Source organism: Amycolatopsis xylanica (genome assembly GCF_900107045.1).
Classification (GTDB): Bacteria; Actinomycetota; Actinomycetes; order Mycobacteriales; family Pseudonocardiaceae; genus Amycolatopsis; species Amycolatopsis xylanica.
In genome coordinates this window covers 1,115,273-1,132,639 of sequence record NZ_FNON01000003.1, presented here as the reverse complement: position 1 = coordinate 1,132,639, position 17,367 = coordinate 1,115,273, and the positions used below count along the sequence as shown (strand labels likewise).

The 17,367-nt window shown below is 69.3% G+C and carries 13 protein-coding genes; 8 read left to right on the top strand and 5 right to left on the bottom strand.

Features of this window, described 5'->3' with window-relative positions; translation table 11 throughout:
- The coding region (locus BLV57_RS44405) for a helix-turn-helix domain-containing protein (protein WP_143047097.1) at window positions 1–254 on the bottom strand (254 nt) is incomplete at its 3' end.
- Window positions 255–392: 138 nt separating this feature from the next.
- Between BLV57_RS44405 and BLV57_RS18915 the strand changes: the two genes are divergently transcribed.
- From BLV57_RS18915 to BLV57_RS18890, 6 genes are read left to right on the top strand one after another with little or no spacing between them, the layout of a single operon-like run.
- Entirely contained in the window at window positions 393–1,784 is a 1,392-nt protein-coding gene (locus tag BLV57_RS18915; RefSeq protein ID WP_091290313.1) for an aldehyde dehydrogenase family protein, read from the top strand.
- On the top strand, window positions 1,781–2,425 hold the full coding sequence (locus BLV57_RS18910) for a ThuA domain-containing protein (RefSeq protein WP_091290493.1): 645 nt from the start codon (window positions 1,781–1,783) through the stop codon (window positions 2,423–2,425). Before BLV57_RS18915 ends, BLV57_RS18910 begins: the two co-directional genes overlap by 4 nt.
- A 25-nt stretch (window positions 2,426–2,450) precedes the next feature.
- Window positions 2,451–3,710, top strand: a complete 1,260-nt coding sequence (locus BLV57_RS18905) for an ABC transporter substrate-binding protein (RefSeq protein ID WP_091290311.1) — start codon at window positions 2,451–2,453, stop codon at window positions 3,708–3,710.
- A complete protein-coding gene (locus BLV57_RS18900; protein WP_091290309.1) occupies window positions 3,710–4,558 on the top strand; it encodes a carbohydrate ABC transporter permease in 849 nt (282 codons plus the stop codon). Before BLV57_RS18905 ends, BLV57_RS18900 begins: the two co-directional genes overlap by 1 nt.
- Window positions 4,555–5,385: a carbohydrate ABC transporter permease gene (locus BLV57_RS18895; RefSeq protein ID WP_091290307.1), complete on the top strand. Its 831-nt coding sequence runs from the start codon at window positions 4,555–4,557 to the stop codon at window positions 5,383–5,385. Before BLV57_RS18900 ends, BLV57_RS18895 begins: the two co-directional genes overlap by 4 nt.
- Before the next feature lie 58 nt (window positions 5,386–5,443).
- Window positions 5,444–6,814, top strand: a complete 1,371-nt coding sequence (locus tag BLV57_RS18890) for a GH1 family beta-glucosidase (RefSeq protein WP_091290305.1) — start codon at window positions 5,444–5,446, stop codon at window positions 6,812–6,814.
- Here BLV57_RS18890 and BLV57_RS18885 read toward each other — a convergent pair.
- Window positions 6,793–10,509 carry a WD40 repeat domain-containing protein gene (locus BLV57_RS18885; protein ID WP_091290304.1) on the bottom strand — a complete coding sequence of 1,239 codons (3,717 nt, stop codon included), beginning with the start codon at window positions 10,507–10,509 and terminating at the stop codon, window positions 6,793–6,795. The two genes, BLV57_RS18890 and BLV57_RS18885, sit on opposite strands and share 22 nt — an antisense overlap.
- A 226-nt stretch (window positions 10,510–10,735) precedes the next feature.
- On the opposite strand from BLV57_RS18885, the gene BLV57_RS18880 reads away from it, so the two are divergent.
- Both BLV57_RS18880 and BLV57_RS18875 read left to right on the top strand, forming a co-directional pair.
- Window positions 10,736–11,371, top strand: a complete 636-nt coding sequence (locus tag BLV57_RS18880; RefSeq protein WP_091290303.1) for a response regulator — start codon at window positions 10,736–10,738, stop codon at window positions 11,369–11,371.
- A 66-nt stretch (window positions 11,372–11,437) separates the two neighbouring features.
- Window positions 11,438–13,039, top strand: a complete 1,602-nt coding sequence (locus tag BLV57_RS18875; RefSeq protein ID WP_091290301.1) for a phytoene desaturase family protein — start codon at window positions 11,438–11,440, stop codon at window positions 13,037–13,039.
- Here the strand turns inward: BLV57_RS18875 and BLV57_RS18870 are convergent.
- From BLV57_RS18870 to BLV57_RS18860, 3 genes are all read right to left on the bottom strand, one after another.
- Window positions 13,012–13,773, bottom strand: coding sequence for a DUF4253 domain-containing protein (locus BLV57_RS18870; protein WP_176968681.1), 762 nt, complete (start codon window positions 13,771–13,773; stop codon window positions 13,012–13,014). The genes BLV57_RS18875 and BLV57_RS18870 overlap by 28 nt on opposite strands.
- A gap of 92 nt (window positions 13,774–13,865) precedes the next feature.
- Window positions 13,866–14,987 carry an acyl-CoA dehydrogenase family protein gene (locus BLV57_RS18865; protein ID WP_091290297.1) on the bottom strand — a complete coding sequence of 374 codons (1,122 nt, stop codon included), beginning with the start codon at window positions 14,985–14,987 and terminating at the stop codon, window positions 13,866–13,868.
- Window positions 14,984–17,341, bottom strand: coding sequence for a bifunctional salicylyl-CoA 5-hydroxylase/oxidoreductase (locus BLV57_RS18860; protein WP_091290295.1), 2,358 nt, complete (start codon window positions 17,339–17,341; stop codon window positions 14,984–14,986). Before BLV57_RS18860 ends, BLV57_RS18865 begins: the two co-directional genes overlap by 4 nt.
- Between the last annotated feature and the right edge of the window lie 26 nt (window positions 17,342–17,367).

Below are 17,367 nucleotides of genomic sequence, written 5' to 3'. Positions count from 1 at the left end.
AGCCGGTGGGCTTTCGGGCGCCGGCCGCGTTCGAGGGCCAGACGCTGGGCTCGGTCGGCCCGGTAGCGGCGAGGCCGGCCAGTGATCGTGGCGCCGGGCCTGGAGCACCGCGGCCCACCACCTCGGCGCACTTCCCGTGAAATCGTCGAGGGTGACCTACCCAGGACTCTCGCAATCACATCCTGGGTAAGTCCCTGATCCAGACCGTTCTGGATCTTTTCCCGTTCCTCGCACGTCAACCGGGGTCCTGGCATGACGATCTCCTATCAGCCACCACTACTTGCAACAACCGATTGAGACCAAGTGGCTTTCGGGGTATGGCATCTGACGAAAGCCACTTTCGGGCTCAAGAGACCATTGCGCGGGCGTGGGCTTGTGACTTAGCTTAAGTCGTGGACAAAGTCAGCGGGCTTTATGTCGGCGGGGAGTTCAGGGCATCGCGGTCGGGCAGGACCGGGGTGGTCGAGGAGAAGGCGACCGCGCGACGGATCGGCGAGTTCGCGCTGGGGGACGGCGCGGACGTCGACGAGGCGGTCGAGGCCGCACGGGCCGCGCAGCCGGGGTGGGCCGCGCTGGGGGCGCCCGAGCGAGCCGCGTATCTGCGCAAGTTCGCCGAGTACCTGGCCGCCAACTACGAAGCACTCGTCGAGCAGAGCATGCGCGAGACCGGCGGTGTGCGGAGCAAAGCCGAGGACGAGGTCGGGACCAGCATCCGCCAGCTGGAGATCTCGGTCGTCCAGGCGACCGGCACCGCGGGCGACCTGCTCCAGCCGTACAAAGCGGGCAAGCTGTCGATGTCGCGGACCGTCCCGCTCGGCGTCGCCGGGCTGATCACGCCGTGGAACTACCCGATGAACCTGGCCATGCGGGCCGTCGCGCCCGCGCTGGCGTTCGGCAACACCGTCGTGCTCAAGCCCGCCGAGCTCACGCCGACCATCGGCGGCCAGGTGCTCGCGCAGGCCGCGCAACACGCGGGCCTGCCGCCCGGCGTGTTCAACGTCGTCACCGGCGGGCCCGAGGCAGGCAAAGCCCTTGCCGCGCACCGGGGGCTCGACATGCTCGACTTCACCGGATCCCGCGGGGTCGGCGAGACGATCCAGGCCGATGGTCGCGACGTGCGGCTCGAACTCGGCGGCAGTAACGCGTTCGTCATCCTGGACGACGCCGACCTCGATCTCGCCTCGGCCTGCGCGATGATCGCGTCGTTCGAGTTCCAGGGGCAGACCTGCATCAGCGCGAGCAGGCACATCGTCGTCCGCGAGGTCGCCGACGCCTACCTCGAAGCGGTCACCCGGCGGGCCGAAGCGCTGACCGTCGGCGATCCGCTCGACGATCCAGACCTCGGGCCGCTGATCAGCGAGAAGCAACGCGATCGCCTGCACGGGGAAATCGTCGAGCCGTCACTCGCACGCGGCGCACGGCTCGTCACCGGCGGCAAATACGAAGGCCTGTTCTATCGCCCGACCGTTCTCACCGATGTCACGCCCGAAATGCCCGCGTTCCGCGAGGAGATCTTCGGCCCGGTCATCCCGATCACCGTCGTGGACACCGAAGCCGAGGCCATCGCCCTGACGAACGGCCTCCCGATGCTGATGAATTCGGTCTTCACACGGGACCTCATGCGCGGGCTGACCGTCGCCGAGCAGCTGAAAGCCGGGGAGGTGCACGTCAACGACGCGCACGCGCGGCACGGCGCCGAGAACCAAATGGCCGGGTTCACCAAGCGGCAGTGGATCGGGCTGCAACGTACCCCGTTGGCACTCCCGGAGTGGGCGACCAGATGAGGACAGCGCTGATCGTCCGCGGCGGCTGGGAGGGGCACGCGCCGGTCGAGACGACCGAACTGTTCCGGCCCGGGCTCGTCGCCGCGGGGTTCGACGTGGACATCGCGGACGACCTCGATGTCTATCTGGACGCCGAACGGCTCAACCGGACCGATTTGATCGTGCAGTGCTGGTCGCAAGGCGAACTCACGAAGGCGCAGGCGGCTGGGCTGACCGAGGCCGTGCACGCGGGGACGGGGTTCGCGGGCTGGCACGGCGGGATCGTCGGTACCTTCACCACGAACACCGACTATCTGCGGATGGTCGGCGGGCTCTTCCTGTTCCACCCGGAGGAGTTCCTCGAGTACGAGGTGACCATCGACGCGCCGCACCCGATCGTGGCCGGGCTGAGCGACTTCACGGTCCGCACCGAGCAGTACTGGCTGCTCAGCGATTCGCTCAACGACGTCATCGCGCGCACGGTGGTCACCCCGGCCGCCGGTGGGCACGGCCCCGGCCTGGTCAGCATGCCGGTGGTGTGGACACGGCGGTGGGGCGCGGGGCGGCTGTTCTTCTCCGCGATCGGCCACCGGGTGGCCGATCTCGAACACCCGACCGTGCGGGAGCTGACGCACCGCGGCCTCGTCTGGGCCGCACGATGACATGATCATCTGAGGAGATGGTGGGATGAAGAGTCGACGTGGACTCATGGCGGTCGCACTGGTGCTGCTCGCCGGATGCTCGAGCCCGGCGCCCGGCAAGGTCGAGCTGGCCTACTGGGGCTGGGACCCCAACATGGACAAGGTCGTCGCGAAGTGGAACGAGTCCCATCCGGACATCCACGTCACCCTCACCAACCCCGCGGGCGGCGACCAGCTCGTCAGCAAGCTGATCACCGCGCACCAGGCGGGCAACGGCCCCGACATCGCGAAGGTCGAGTACCAGTCGCTGCCCTCGCTGGTGGCGGGCGGCGTGGTCCGCGACATCACCGAGTTCACCAAGGACACGGTCAAGGAGTTCGACGACCCGACGCTCAAGCCGGTCCGCTTCGAGGACAAGGTCTACGGCGTGCCGCAGGACGTGGCGCCGCTGATGCTGTTCTACCGCGCCGATCTCTTCCAGGAGTACGGCCTCAGCGCGCCGAAGACCTGGGACGAGTACGCGGCGGCCGCGAAGACGATCAAGGCCAAGGGTTCGACGATCACCAACTTCGACGCCGCCGACCCCGGCTGGTTCACCGGGCTCGTGCAGCAGGCCGGCGGTGACTGGTGGACGACCAGCGGCACCAGCTGGAAGGTCGACATCAACGGCGCGCAGTCCAAGAAGGTCGCGAGCTACTGGGAAGATCTCGTCAAGAACGGGCTGGTGGCCAAGAACCCGTCGTTCTCCCCGCAGTGGAACAAGGAGATGAACGACGGCACGCTCGTCACCTGGATCTCCGGCGCGTGGGCGCCGGCGCAGCTCGGTGGCATCGCGCCGAACACGCAAGGCCGCTGGGCGGTCGCGCCGCTGCCCGCGTGGACCGAGGGCAACCGGGACACCGGCATCTGGGGTGGTTCGGCGACCACGGTGACCACCGATTCCAAGCACGCCAAGGAGGCCGCGGCGTTCGCGTCCTGGCTCAACACCAACGCCGACGCGGTCACCGACCAGATCCAGCAGATCAACGTCTACCCGGCGTCGACCGCGGGCCGGTCGTTGCCGATCCTGCAGAAGCCGCCCGCGTTCTTCCCCAACCAGGCGAACTTCTACGACATCGTGAAGCAGGTGGCGCCGGGCGCGCGTAGCTTCTCGATGTGGGGCCCCAACGTCACTGTGACCTTCAGCGGCTACACCAACTCGTTCGGCGCGGCGCTCCAGCAAGGCGGCCCGTTCGGGGCGGCGCTGGACTCGATGCAGAACGCGAGCGTCGCGGACATGAAGAAGCTCGGCTTCACGGTCGTCTGATGGCGCACCGGAAAACCCGCCTGCCGTACCTGCTGGTGCTGCCCGCGGTGCTGCTGTTCGCCGGGTTCGTGGTGGCGCCGGGGATCTACGCGCTGGTGCTGAGTTTCCAGCAGCGCAAGGTCTCCGGCGGCCTGCTCGGCACTGGCGGCTCGACCGTGTTCGCCGGGATCGACAACTACGCCTCGGTCTTCGGTGACGCCGAGCTGTGGCACAGCGTGCTGCGGATGCTCGCGGTCGGGGCGATCTCGATCCCCGGCACGGTCGGGCTCGCGCTGCTGTTCGCGCTCATGCTCGACGTGCCGCGCACCCGGCTCGGCCGGTTCAGCAGGCTGGCGATCTTCCTGCCGTACGCGGTGCCCGGCGTGATCGCGACGCTCATGTGGGGCTTCCTGTACCTGCCGGCGACGAGCCCGTTCGGCGGCGACTTCTTCGGTACCACTTCGGTGTTCTTCTCGGTCGGCAACATCGTCGTGTGGGGCGCGGCCGGGTTCAACATGATCGTCATCTTCACCGCGCTGCGCGCGCTGCCACCCGAGGTCTACGAAGCGGCCAAGCTCGACGGCTGCTCGGAGTTCCAGATCGCTTTGCGGATCAAGGTGCCGATGGTGCGGCCCGCGATCTGGATGTGCGCGCTGTTCTCGGCACTGGCGGCACTGCAGCTGTTCAACGAGCCGAACACGCTGCGGCCGTTGTCCAATGCGATCTCCTCGACCTGGGTGCCGCTGATGAAGATCTACAACGACGCCTTCGTCGACTCCGACCTGTACCGCGCGGCGGCGACCTCGGTGCTGTTCACCGTAATGGCACTGGCCGTCTCGTTCATCGCCGCACGGCTGGTGCGGCGATGAAGCGGCGGACGGCCTGGCTGCCGACCATCGCGCTGGTGCTCGGCGCGCTGTACTGCGTGGTGCCGACCGTGTGGATCCTCGTCGCCGCGACGAAGTCCAAGGCCGAGCTGTTCTCGACGTCGACGTATCTGCCGTCGACCGGGCTTTTCGAGAACCTGGGCGACCTGTCGGCCTACAGTGGTGGCATCTTCTGGCAGTGGATGCTGAACAGCTTCCTGTACGCGGCCGTCGGCGGGGTGCTGGCGTCGTTCGTCAGCGCCGCCGCCGGCTACGCGCTCGCGAAGTACGAGTTCCGGGGCCGTCGCCTGTTGTTCAACACCATCCTGGCTGGGGTGCTCCTGCCCCAGATCGTGCTGGCGATTCCGCAGTACCTGCTGCTGTCCAAGATCGGGCTGACCGACAGCTACCTGGGCGTGCTGCTGCCCCAGCTGTTCAACCCGTACGGGATCTATCTCTGCCGCATCTACGCGGCGGCCTCGGTGCCGGACGCGCTGCTCGAAGCGGGCAGGCTGGATGGGGCGAGCGAGTTCACCTTGTTCCGCACTGTGGGACTGCGGCTGATGGGGCCCGGCCTGGTGACCGTGTTCCTGCTGCAGTTCATCGCCATCTGGAACAACTTCCTGCTGCCGTTCGTGCTGGTCACCAGTGAGGACAAGTTCCCGCTGACGGTCGGGCTCTACTCGCTGCTGCGGCATGGCGCGGCGGAGGCTTCGCTGTACTCGCTGGTGATCACCGGCACCCTGCTTTCGATTATCCCGGTCATCGCGCTTTTCCTTTCACTGCAACGCTACTGGAAGATCGATCTGGTGACCGGCGCGGTTCGGTGAGTTTCTTTAATGCTTAAAGTTAGGTACGGTGCTGCTGACGCCTTGGGAGGGGATGGCCATGAGTGTGACGGAGACCGCGAGCGCCGAACAGGAACTCATCGACACGCTGCCCCCGATCTTCCGGTGGGGTGTGGCCACCGCGTCCTACCAGATCGAAGGGGCCGTGGCCGAGGACGGCCGCACACCGTCCATTTGGGACACTTTCAGCCGGGTGCCCGGTGCGGTGCACAACGGCGACACCGGCGACGTCGCCTGCGACCACTACCACCGGATGCCGGCCGACGTCGAGCTGATGAAGTCGCTCGACGTCGACACCTACCGGTTTTCCGTTGCCTGGCCCCGCATCCAGCCGCGTGGCCGCGGCAAGCTCAACGAGGCCGGGATGGCGTTCTACGACCGGCTCGTCGACCGGCTGCTCGACAAGGGCATCGATCCGTGGCTCACGCTGTACCACTGGGACCTGCCGCAGGAGCTCGAGGACGCGGGCGGCTGGCCGTCGCGCGACACCGCGTACCGGTTCGCCGACTACTCGATGCTGGTGTTCGACCGGCTCAGCGACCGGGTCCGCAACTGGACCACGCTGAACGAGCCGTGGTGCTCGGCCATGCACGGCTACGTCCACGGCGTGATGGCGCCGGGCCGCCGCGACCTCGGCGACGGCATCGCCGCCGTGCATCACCTCCTGCTGGGCCACGGGCTCGCGACCGAGCGCATGCGCTCCGCGGCCCAGCGCCGCATCGAGTTCGGTATCACGCTGAACATGGGCACGTCCGAACCGGCGGACGAGAGCGAGCCCGCGCGCGACGCTGCCCGGCGCGCCGACGGGCTCGGCGTGCGGATCTACCTGGACCCGCTGGTGTACGGCCGTTATCCGTCGGACGTGGTGGAAGACCTTGCCGCCCAAGGGGTTCGTGTGCCCGTCCGCGACGGCGACCTCGCGATCATCGCGGCGCCGCTGGACTTCCTCGGCGTCAACTACTACTTCGGCCAGCAGTTCGCCGCGGTCGACGAGCCGGTGCCGTTCGGCAGGCCGAAGACCGCGATGGGCTGGGAGATCCTGCCGGACAAGTTCACGGACCTGCTGGTCCGGCTGAGTCAGGACTACCCGGGCCTGCCGATGTTCATTACCGAGAACGGGTCCGCGTTCGACGACGTCCCCGACGAGAACGGGTTCGTCCGGGACGACGACCGCGCCGCGTACCTGTCCTCACACATCGCGGCCGTCGCCGCGGCCCGGCAGGCGGGCGCGGACATCCGTGGCTACTTCGCGTGGTCGCTGCTGGACAACTTCGAGTGGGCGTACGGGTACGAGAAGCGGTTCGGCCTGGTCCGCGTCGACTACGAGACCCAGCGGCGCACGATCAAGCGGAGCGGCCACTGGTTCCGGGACACGATCCGGCGAGTCCGTCAGGGGCAAGGCGGTTTGTAAGACACGCCAGGGAAGTAGCGGTCCCACTCGGCCGTGGTGATCTTCGGCTCGGCGAGCGCGCAGATCCGCCGGGACACCTTGCCGAGGTCGGTCTCCCACAGGAACACGGACGGCTTGGCGGTGCCGATCGCGATCGTGTGCCCGTCGGGGCTGAAGTGCACGCCGGAGATGCCGTCCGGTGTGCGGACACCGGCCACCCGCACCGGGGCGTCCGGGTCGGTCAGGTCCCACAGCTGCGCCTCGGACTGGAGGGAGAGTGCGAGCTTCGTGCCGTCGGGGCTGAACGCGACCGTGCCGGCTCCCTCGGTGCCGCCGACGATCGGGGGCCGCTCGCGCGGCTTGGCCGGATCGGCCAGATCCCAGAGATGGACCTTCCGATCGGAACTGGTGACAGCCAGCGTGCGGCCGTCAGGGCTGAGATCCATCCGGTAGAAGCCGTTGTTCTTGTTCTCCTGGTTGACGATCGTGGTCAGCTCACGCGGCTGCCGCGGCTCGGCGATCGACCAGATCCGGATGCCCGGGTCGAGATCCCCGGTGCTCGCCAGCAGCGTGCGCCCGTCCGGGCTGAAGCGGATCGCCCACACCGTGTCCTTCGGCGTCGCCAAGGTGGCCAGCGAATCGAGGCGGTTCGTGCCGGTGAGGTCCCACAGCCGGACGTTCTCGGCGTCGTGCCCGGTCGCGAGCGTCCGGCCGTCCGGGCTGAACCTCATGCCGTACACGGGAACGGTGTCCGTCACGGCGAGCAGCCGAGGGGCGCGCGGGTCGGTGATGTCGAACAGCCGCAGGCGCCCCGCCGGGCGGTGGGTGATCGACCCGACGGCGAGCGCGCGGCCGTCACCGCTCACCGCGATGGAGGTGATCTCCTCGTCTTCGGTGGAAACCTTGCCCAGCTCACGGGGATGCAGCGGGTCGCCGATCTCCCAGAGCCTGCCCACACGGCCGGAGCCGTCGTCGGTGACCATCATCCGCCCATCCGCGGTGACTCCGCTGATGGTGCTCGACTGGTAGGCGTCGAGCACGAGATCGGCCAGCGCCTGCAGGTGCACGCTCTGATCGCCGACCGCCGCGACGGTCCGGCCGTCCGGGCTGAGCGCTGCCGAGGTGACCCCGCCGTCCTTGCTGTCCACCACGGCGAGCCGCTTCGGCGCGGTGGGGATGGCGACGTCCCAGATGTACACCGTGCCGTCGTCGCTGCTGGTCGTCAGCCTGGTGCCGTCGGCGCTGAACCGGGCGGACCAGATCGCCGCCTTCTGGGCGGTGATCGTCGCCAGCGGTTTGGGTTCGCGTGGCGCTGTCACATCCCAGAGCCGGGTGGTCCTGTCCCAGCTGGACGTGGCCAGCGTCCGGCCGTCGGGACTGAGCTCGACCCAGGTCACGACGTCGGTGTGGCCGGTGAACCCCGAGAGGTTCCTCGGCGCGGCCTGGTCGGAGATGTCCCAGATCGCCACCGCCTTGTCATCGCTGCCCGACACGAGCATGTTCCCGTCAGGGCTGAAGGACAGGCTGTTCACATTGTTGGTGTGGTGGGAGATCCGCCCCGTCAGTACGGGAAGGCGCGGGTTCGTGACGTTCCACAGCCCGATGGTCGTGTCCGTGGAACCGGTGGCGAGCGTGCGCCCGTCACGGCTGAAGGCGAGCCCGAAGACCAGCTTGCCATGGCCGTTCGCGACGCCCAGCTGGACGGGAGCGGCGGGGTTCGAGATATCCCACAGCTTCACCGCGCCGGTGCTCGTGCCCGTGGCGAGCAGCCTGCCGTCCGGACTGAGCGCGATCGGCTTCCTGGTGTCGTCCGTGCCGGGCAAGGTGGACAGCGGACGCGGTCGCAGCGGATCGGAGACATCCCACAGCCGCACGGAGCGCAGGAGACCCGCCGTCACGAGCAGGCGGCTGTCCTGGCTGAACGCGAGATGGAACGCGGAATCCGGCCTGAGGTCCATCCGCGCGCCGTACGGGGTGGTGAGCGCGGCGAACAGGCCGTCACGGGCCTCGGGAACCGGCGCGAGCTGATAGGCCGCCAGGCTGAGCTGCGTCGCCAGTGCGGGGTTCATCGCCCGGATCGCGGTCGCGTCGTCGGCGACTTTCCGTGCCAGTGCGGTGTTCCGCTCCTCGGTCGCGGTCTGTTGTGCGCGGAAGGCCGCGAAGGTCGCGACCCCGGCGAGCACGAGCAGGACGCCGAGCAACGCGACGAGACGGCGAAGTCGTTTCGTGCGGCGGCGGACGGCGGCCACTTCGGCGGCCTCGGCGGCGAGGCTCTCGTCCAAGAAGGCCTGCTCGCGCGGGGTGAGGGAGGTGTGCGCGGTGGCGGCCCATTCCTTGGCCAGCCCCAGCCGGGTGCCGCGGTACAGGGTGCCGGGATCGTGGTCGAGTTTCTCCCAGGAGTCCGTGGTCTCGGTGAGGTGGCGGTGGACGCGCAGGCCCTCGCGGTCCTCGGCGAGCCAATCCCGAAGCCGGGGCCAGCAGCGGATCAACGCCTCGTGCGCGATGTCGACGCCGTCGCGGTCCAGTGCGAGCAGCCGGGCGTCGGCGAGGCGTTCCAGCACCAGCGTGGTGTCGGCGTCCTCGGCGTCGAGTTCCCGGCGCAGGAGCCTGCGTTTGGTGTCCTCGGTGCCTTCGCCGAGCGCGGTGAGCCGCAGGAAGATCTGCTTGGCCACCTCCCGCTGAGCGGTGTCCAGGTCGGTGTAGACGGCCTCGGCGGTGTGCGCGATCGCGTCGTGGATTCCGCCTGCCGCCTCGTACGCGGCGACTGTGAGGGTCAGGCCTTGGCGTCTGCGCCAGGTTTCGAGCAGGGCGTGCGAGATCAGCGGAAGCACCGCGGGTTGCCCGATGGCGTCGGTGACCAGCCTGGTCACGAGCGCCGATTCGACCCGGTAGCCGACTCGGACGGCGGGCTCGACGATGACCGTGCGCAGCTCGTCGGCGTTCATCGGGCCGACCATCACCTGGGCGTCGCGCAGCGCGTCGACCAGCCCGGCGTGGCGCCCGCAGTGGCCGTAGAAGTCGGCGCGGACCCCGATCACCACGCGTGTGCCGTGCTCGTCCTCGGCGAGCGCGAGCAACGCGTCGAGGAACTCAGCGCGCTCCTCGTCGTGGCAGAGGGTGAAGATCTCCTCGAACTGGTCGATGATCAGCACGTGCCCGGTGCTGGCCAAGCCGGCCGCGCATTGCTCCATCGGGTGCGCGCCGGGGGTGAAGACCATGGTCCAGCTCGGCCCGTGCGCGCCGACCAGCCCGGCACGCAGCAGCGACGACTTGCCGGAGCCGGACGAGCCGAACACCCCGACGAACCGCCGTCCCTCCACTTTGGCCGTCAGTTCCGCGATGAGCTTCTCGCGGCCGAAGAAGCGGCTCGCGTCACCGGCCTGGAACGCGGCGAGGCCCAGGTACGGATTCGTGGTCTCGGCGATCGGTTCGGGCTCGCCGCCCGCGGCCGCGAGCTCGGCCGCGACGGAACGCCATCGCGTCTCCCACTCGTCGGCGTCGCCCTCACAGGCGGTGACGTACGCGGTGGTCAGCGCGAGTCCCGGCAGCTTCCGTCCGCTGGCCGCGTCGGAGAGCGCGGCGGCGGAGTAGCCGGCGCGCACGCTGAGCTCGCGGTACGTCGGCCCGCCCGCGTTCTCGCGCAGCCGCCGCAGGCCCGCCGCGAACCGCAGCACGACGTCGTCGCCAGGCCCTAGCGGACGTTCGCGTCTCGGCATCGGTGATCACCTCCCCTCTTTGATCATCGTCGCCGTATCCGGCCCGGTACTCCAAATCGTCGGACACGCCGCTTCCATTCGCCGGGAGCGGCCGGTGCCACACCTGCGGAAACCCGTCAATGGTCCGACGTTCGGGCCTTTTCCGGTCCGCTGACGGCGAAGATTCTTTGTTCACTGGACGACGGCGGACACTGAACAAACTTATTGCGCTACAAACGCTCTCGTGATGACCCGAACCCTGCGGAATGACCTCACCGTTGTCGCCGCCGGAGTGCCGACGGCGGACAACTTCGCCGATGGCATCCGCGTGGTGGCGAACGCCGCGACGCACCGGGAGACCGTGGAGCTCACCCGCGCCCACCGGCCGGACGTTCTGCTCATCGACCTCCACCGGCCCGAGCTCGGCGGGCTGACGCTGACCCGGGAGATCCGGAACTCGGCCCCGGCGACGGCGATCCTCGTCGTCACCACCCGGCAGGAGGCCGAGCTCGTGGTGGCCGCCATGCGCGCGGGCGCCATGGGCTACCTCCTCGAGGACGCCACCCCCGACGACATCGCCCGCGCCATCCGCGGGGTGGCCGCGGGCGCGGCCGTGTTCGGCCAGGCCATCGCCAACCAGGTGCTCAGCCTGCTGCGGGCGCCGAAGCCGCTTCCGCCGTTCCCGCAGCTGAGCTCGCGCGAGCACGAGGTGCTCGAGCTGGTCGCGGTCGGGCTCGGCAACACCGCGATCGCACGCAGGCTCGACCTCGCGCCCAAGACCGTCCGCAACCACGTGTCGAGCATCCTGGCCAAGCTCGGCGCGGTCGACCGGGCCAGGGTGATCATCAAGGCACGCGGCGCCGGCCTCGGCGACGGGCTCTGATTCCCGGCGGATCCGGGACAGCGGTCCCTGGTCCGCGGGACGGGCCGCCGCCCAGTATCGATCACCATGAGCGGGTATGACGCCGTGGTCATCGGCAGCGGGCACAACGCCCTGGTCACCGCGGCCTATCTGGCCAGGGCCGGGTGGAGCGTCGCCGTGCTGGAGGCGGGTGACCGCCCCGGCGGCCTGGTCCGCACCGACGAGCTGACCCTGCCGGGCTTCCGGCACGACACCTACTCGTCCGCGCATCCGCTCTTCACCGGCGGGCCCGCGTTCGCCGAGCTGGGGCCCGAGCTGCTGGCCCTCGGTCTCGACTACCGGAAACCTCGCTACTGGTCCGGCGTCTCGACGGCGCAGGGGGCCGTCGGGCTGCTGGCCGGTTCGGTCGAGGAGAACGTGGCCGAGGCCGAGCGGCTGGCACCCGGCGACGGGGAGGCCCTCGCCAGGCTGCTCAAGGAGGTCGAGCCGTCGATCGGACCGGTCTTCGGCCTGCTGGGCACCGACCTCGCGACGCCCGCCGCCCGCAAGGCGATCCACCGGCTGACGCATGATGCCCACGGCGGCCTGTCCGACTTCGCGCACCTGTTCACGCTCACCGGGAGGGTGCTGCTCGAGGAGACGTTCGCCTCGCCGGTGACCCGCGGGATGCTCGCGCCGTGGGCGCTGCATCTCGGCAGGGGACCCGACGAGGTCAACAGCGCGCTGTGGGTGATCCTCGTGCTGGTGGCGCTGACCACGGCCGGGATGCCGACGCCGGTGGGCGGCAGCGAGCAGCTCGCGAAGGCGCTGACGGCGCTGATCGAACGGCACGGCGGGACCGTCGAATGCCACCAGCGTGTCGACCGGGTGCTGCTCCGCGACGGCAAGGCGCGTGCCGTCCGCACCGATGGCGGCCAGGTGGTGACCGCCAGGCGGGCCGTGGTCGCCTCGGTCAATCCCGACCAGCTCTACCTCGGGCTGCTCGCCGATGAGCCCGGTGCCGTCCCGCCGAGGATCCGCGCGCAGGCCGGGCGGTTCCGCTATGGCAGGGGGTGCTTCCAAGTACACCTGGCGCTTTCGGAGCCACCGAGGTTCCACGACCCTCGGCTCGCCGAAGCGGGTGAACCGCATCTGACCGAGGGCCTGGACGCGCTTTCGCGTTCGGTCAACGAAGCCACGCGCGGCCTGCTGCCCGCGGAACCGACCATCGCCTTCGACGCCCCGTCTTCGGTGGATCCTTCGCGCTGCCCACCGGGGCAGGCCGTCGCCAGGCTGCAGCTGCTGGACGTGCCGTGCCGCCCGGTCGGCGACGCGGCAGGCCGCATCGACGTGCGCGACGGCTGGACCGAGGATGTCAAGCGGGCCTTCGCCGACCGGGTGCTGGACATCGCTTCGCGGCACATCGCCAACCTGCCCGGCGCGGTGCTCGCCAGGCACGTCATCAGCCCGGCCGACCTCGCCGCCGCCAATCCCAACTGCGGGCCCGGCGATCCCTTCGGCGGCAGCCACGAGCTGGCGCAGAGCTACCTTTTCCGGCCACTGCCCGGTCAGCCCGGCCATCGCACCACGGTGCCGAACCTGTACCTGGTCGGCGCCGCCACCTGGCCAGGGCACGGCGTCAACGGCGCGTCCGGCTACATCGTCGCGAAGCAGCTCCTGTCTCAGACCCATGTGAACCGCCAGAAGTGACTGCCGAGGATGCCCTCGGCGTACGCCTGCACCGTCCACTGCTCCAGGTACCTGCCGAAACTGGCCGGTGCGAACGCGCGGTGCTCGGCCGCGACGGCGATGCCCCGCTTGAGCGTGGTCGGCGGCGCGGCGACGGAGAACGCGAGCGAATCGAAGCCGAGCTCGACCAGCACCGCGCCGAACCGGTCCTCCCAGCTGCGCAGCACGGCGGACAGCGCGGCCACCCGGTCGGTCATGGCGATCATGCCCGCCCAGCCGATGGCGGCCGGGATGTCGGCCGGGCGCCCGGCCCTGACCAGGCCCAGTCTGCTCCCCGGTGAGTTGGCGAGCATCCCGCCCGCCCAAGCCGCCTCCTCGAACGGCTTGGTCCGCTTGGGTGAACGGCGGGTGAGCCCGGGGAAGTCCGGGCCGAACGGGCGGAAACGGCGGTCGTAGTCGGGTGGCGGATCCCACCACGCCTCGAACACGTCGAGCGCGCGAATGGCGCCGACGTCCTCGACGGCGGACGGCAGCCGTCCCCGGTCGACGATCCAGTCTTCGGCCGGTCTGGCGAACCTGAAGTCGTCCGGGATCACCACCGGCCAGATGCCGGTTTCCCCGGCGGCCGCGATGAATTCCCGGTATGTCTGCGCCGTGGTGCTTTCGTCGGAAACCCAGAGGTTGTCGTGCCAGTTGCCGGACGGCTGCGGCAGTTCGGGAAGGGTGTCGAGGAAACGGAACGGGATGACGGACATCGGATACCTCCTGCGATCGGATGCTGATCTCGGGAGGCACGCTAGACCCATGGTCCGACAGTTTTGACGAAACCGTTGGGGCGCAGCGGTTTTCAGCGATAGAGCTCGCGGGCGATGATCGTCAGCTGGACCTCGGAAGCGCCTTCGTAGATGCGGGGCGCGCGTACCTCGCGGTAGAGGTGCTCGAGCAGGTGTCCCCGGCGCAGCGCGCGGGCGCCGTGGATCTGGATCGCCGAGTCCACCACGAACTGCGCGGTCTCGGTGGCGAAGAGCTTGGCCATCGCGGCGCGGCCCGCCAGCCGGGTTTCGCCTGCGTCGTAAGCGGAAGCGGCGGAGTAGACGAGCAGCCGGGCTGCTTCCACGCGCATCGCCATCTCGGCGAGTTTGTGCGAAACGCTCTGCTGGTTCTTGAGCGGCCCGCCGAACGCGATCCGTTCGCTCGCGTGCGCGAGCGCGGCGTCGAGCGCCGACCGCGCCATGCCGACGGCGAACGCGCCGACGCTGGGGCGGAAGAGGTCCAGGGTGCGCATGGCGACGCCGAAACCACGATCGAGCTCGCCGAGCAGTTCGCCGGAACGCACTGGCACACCGTCGAAAACGAGCCGCCCGATGGGATGCGGGCTGACCATGTCGAGATGTTCGCCGGAGAGTCCCGCGCGGTCGGCGGGCACGACGAAAGCGCTCACGCCGCGGGCGCCCGCGCCTGGCGTCGTACGCGCGAAAACGGTGTAGAAGTCGGCTTCCGGCGCGTTGGAGATCCAGATCTTCTCGCCGGTCAGCCGCCAGCCATCGGTGTCGGGTTCCGCGACGAGTTCCAGCGCGGCGGCGTCGGAGCCCGCGTTCGGTTCGGTGAGCGCGAAGCCGGCGACGGCGTCACCGGCGGCGACGGCGGGCACCCACTTCTCGAGCTGTTCTTGTTGCCCTGACTGGAGAACCGGGTAGGTGCCGAGCCCCTGCAACGCCAGCGCGGTCTCCGTTTCGGTGCTGCGCGTGGCCAGCGCTTCGCGCAGGATGCAGAGGTCGACGGCGGCCGCTTCGCGTTCCCCCGGGAACAGCTTCGCGAGCAGCCCGAGCGAGCCCATCGCCTTGATGAGCTCGCGGTTGACCGCGCCCTCGCGGCCGGCTTCGGCGAGCGGCCGGAGCTGTTCCTCGCCGATTCTCGTCACCTCGGCGGCGAAATCCCGCTGCTCCGGCGTCAGCGAAAAGGCGGTCATGAAGCGCTCCCGTCGGGTCGCCAGCGGGCGTGTGCGGTTTTCGGTTCACCCGAACGAATGAGATCCAACCGCGGTTTGGGGCCATCGGCCCGGCCGCCCTGCGGCTTGCGGCTGCCCGCCGCGAATGGCTTGGGCCAGGGGATTCGGTAGTTCTGCTCGGCCGCGGCGTGCAGTGTCCATTGTGGATCGTAAAGGTGGGTCCTGCCCAGCGCGCAGAGATCGGCGCGTCCGGCCAGGATCAGCGAATTCACGTCGTCGTAAGAAGAAATGGCGCCGACGGCGATGACCGCCACGCCGTACTTCCTGCCGACCTCGTTTCGGATGCGGTCGGCGTACGGAGTCTGGTAGCTTCGTCCATATGCCGGTTTCTCTTCACTGACCACCTGGCCGGTGGAGACGTCGATCGCGGACACACCGTGCTCGGCGAAAGCCCTCGCGATCTCGACTGACGCGTCCGCGTCGATACCGCCTTCGTGCCAGTCGGTCGCCGAAATCCGCACACTCAGGGGACGCTCGGCGGGCCAGGCCGCCCGCACGGCGTCGAACACCTCGAGTGGGAAACGCAGCCGATTCTCCAGCGAGCCACCGTAAACATCCGTGCGGTGGTTCGTCAGCGGGGAAAGGAAGGAGGACAACAGATATCCGTGTGCGCAGTGCAGTTCCAGCAGGTCGAAACCGGCTCGTGCGGCTGAGGTGGCCGCCGCGGCGAACTGGGCCTTGAGCTCACCCAGGTCGTCGGCGGTCAGCTCGCGCGGGATCTGGCTCGATGCCTTGTACGGCAACGGGGATGGGCCGGAGACCGCCCAGTTCCCGTCCGGCAGCGGCTCGTCGATGCCTTCCCACATCAGCCTGGTCGAGCCCTTGCGACCCGAGTGCCCCAACTGAATACCGATCTTGGCCGCACTGTGGTCGTGGACGAAGTCGACGACGCGGCGCCAGGCCGACTCCTGCTCGGCGGTGTAGATGCCGCCGCACCCCGGCGTGATCCTGCCGGTCTCGGAGACGCACACCATCTCCGTCATGACCAGGCCCGCGCCGCCGAGTGCCTTGCTTCCCAGGTGCACCAGGTGGAAGTCGGTCGGCACGCCGTCTCGCGCGGAGTACATGTCCATCGGCGAGACCACGACCCGGTTCTCCAGCTGGAGTTCGCCGAGGCGGAAGGGCTGGAACATCGGCGGGCGCACCTCGCCGGAGGACTGCCGGGACGCGAACCACTCGTCGAGCTCGCCGACGAACTCGGGATCGCGCAGCCGCAGGTTGTCGTAGGTGACCCGGCGGCTGCGGGTGACGATGTTGAAGGCGAACTCGTGCGGGTCCTGGTCGGTGTACTGGCCGATGTTCTCGAACCACTCGAGGCTCGCCTGCGCGGCGCGCTGCGTCGAGGTGACCACAGGGCGCCGTTCGGCCTCGTACGCGGTCAGCGCTTCGTCCACAGTGGACTGCTCGTGCAGGCAGGCCGCGAGCGCGAGCGCGTCCTCCATGGCGAGCTTCGTGCCGGAGCCGATCGAGAAGTGCGCGGTGTGCGCCGCGTCGCCGAGCAGCACGACGTTCTCGTGCCGCCAGCTCTCGCAGCGCACGGTGCCGAACTTCGTCCACTTCGAGTTGTTCGCGAACACCTGGTGCTCGCCCAGCACGTCGGCGCACAGCTCGCGGATCAGCTCGATGGAGCGTTCGTCGCTGCGGCCGGGAGGCAAGGCTTCCTCGGCGACCGGGGCGAACGCGCGCTGCCACACGTCCTCGTGCAGTTCGAGGATGAAGGTGCTGGCCTCGCTCGAATACGGGTAGCCGTGGATCTGCATCACGCCGGCCGGGGTGTCGAGGATGTGGAACTTGAACGCGTCGAAGACCAGGTCGGTGCCGAGCCAGATGTAGCGGCAGCGCCGGGTCTCCACCGAGGGCCGGAACCGGTCGGCCAGCCGGGACCTGACGGGGGAGTTGACGCCGTCGCAGGCCACCACGAGGTCGTACTCGGCGGCGAGCCCGGTCACGTCCGGGGCCTCGGTGCGGAAGAGCACGTCCACGCCCAATGCCCGGCAGCGCTCTTGCAGGATGTTCAGCAGGCGCTTGCGGCTCATGGCGGCGAAACCGTGCCCGCCGGAGGTGAACGTCGTGCCGCGGAAGTGGACGTCGATGTCGTCCCAGCGCGCGAACTCGTCGCGCATGGCGGCGAAGATCGCGGTGTCCGCGTGTTCGATGCCACCGAGCGTCTCGTCCGAGAAGACCACGCCGAAGCCGAAGGTGTCGTCGGGCGCGTTGCGCTCCCAGACGGTGATCTCGTGCGCCGGGTTCAGCTGTTTCGTCAGCGCGGAGAAATACAGGCCCGCCGGGCCCCCGCCGAGGACCGCGATACGCACGTCGCCGACTCCCTTCGTCGGCCTCC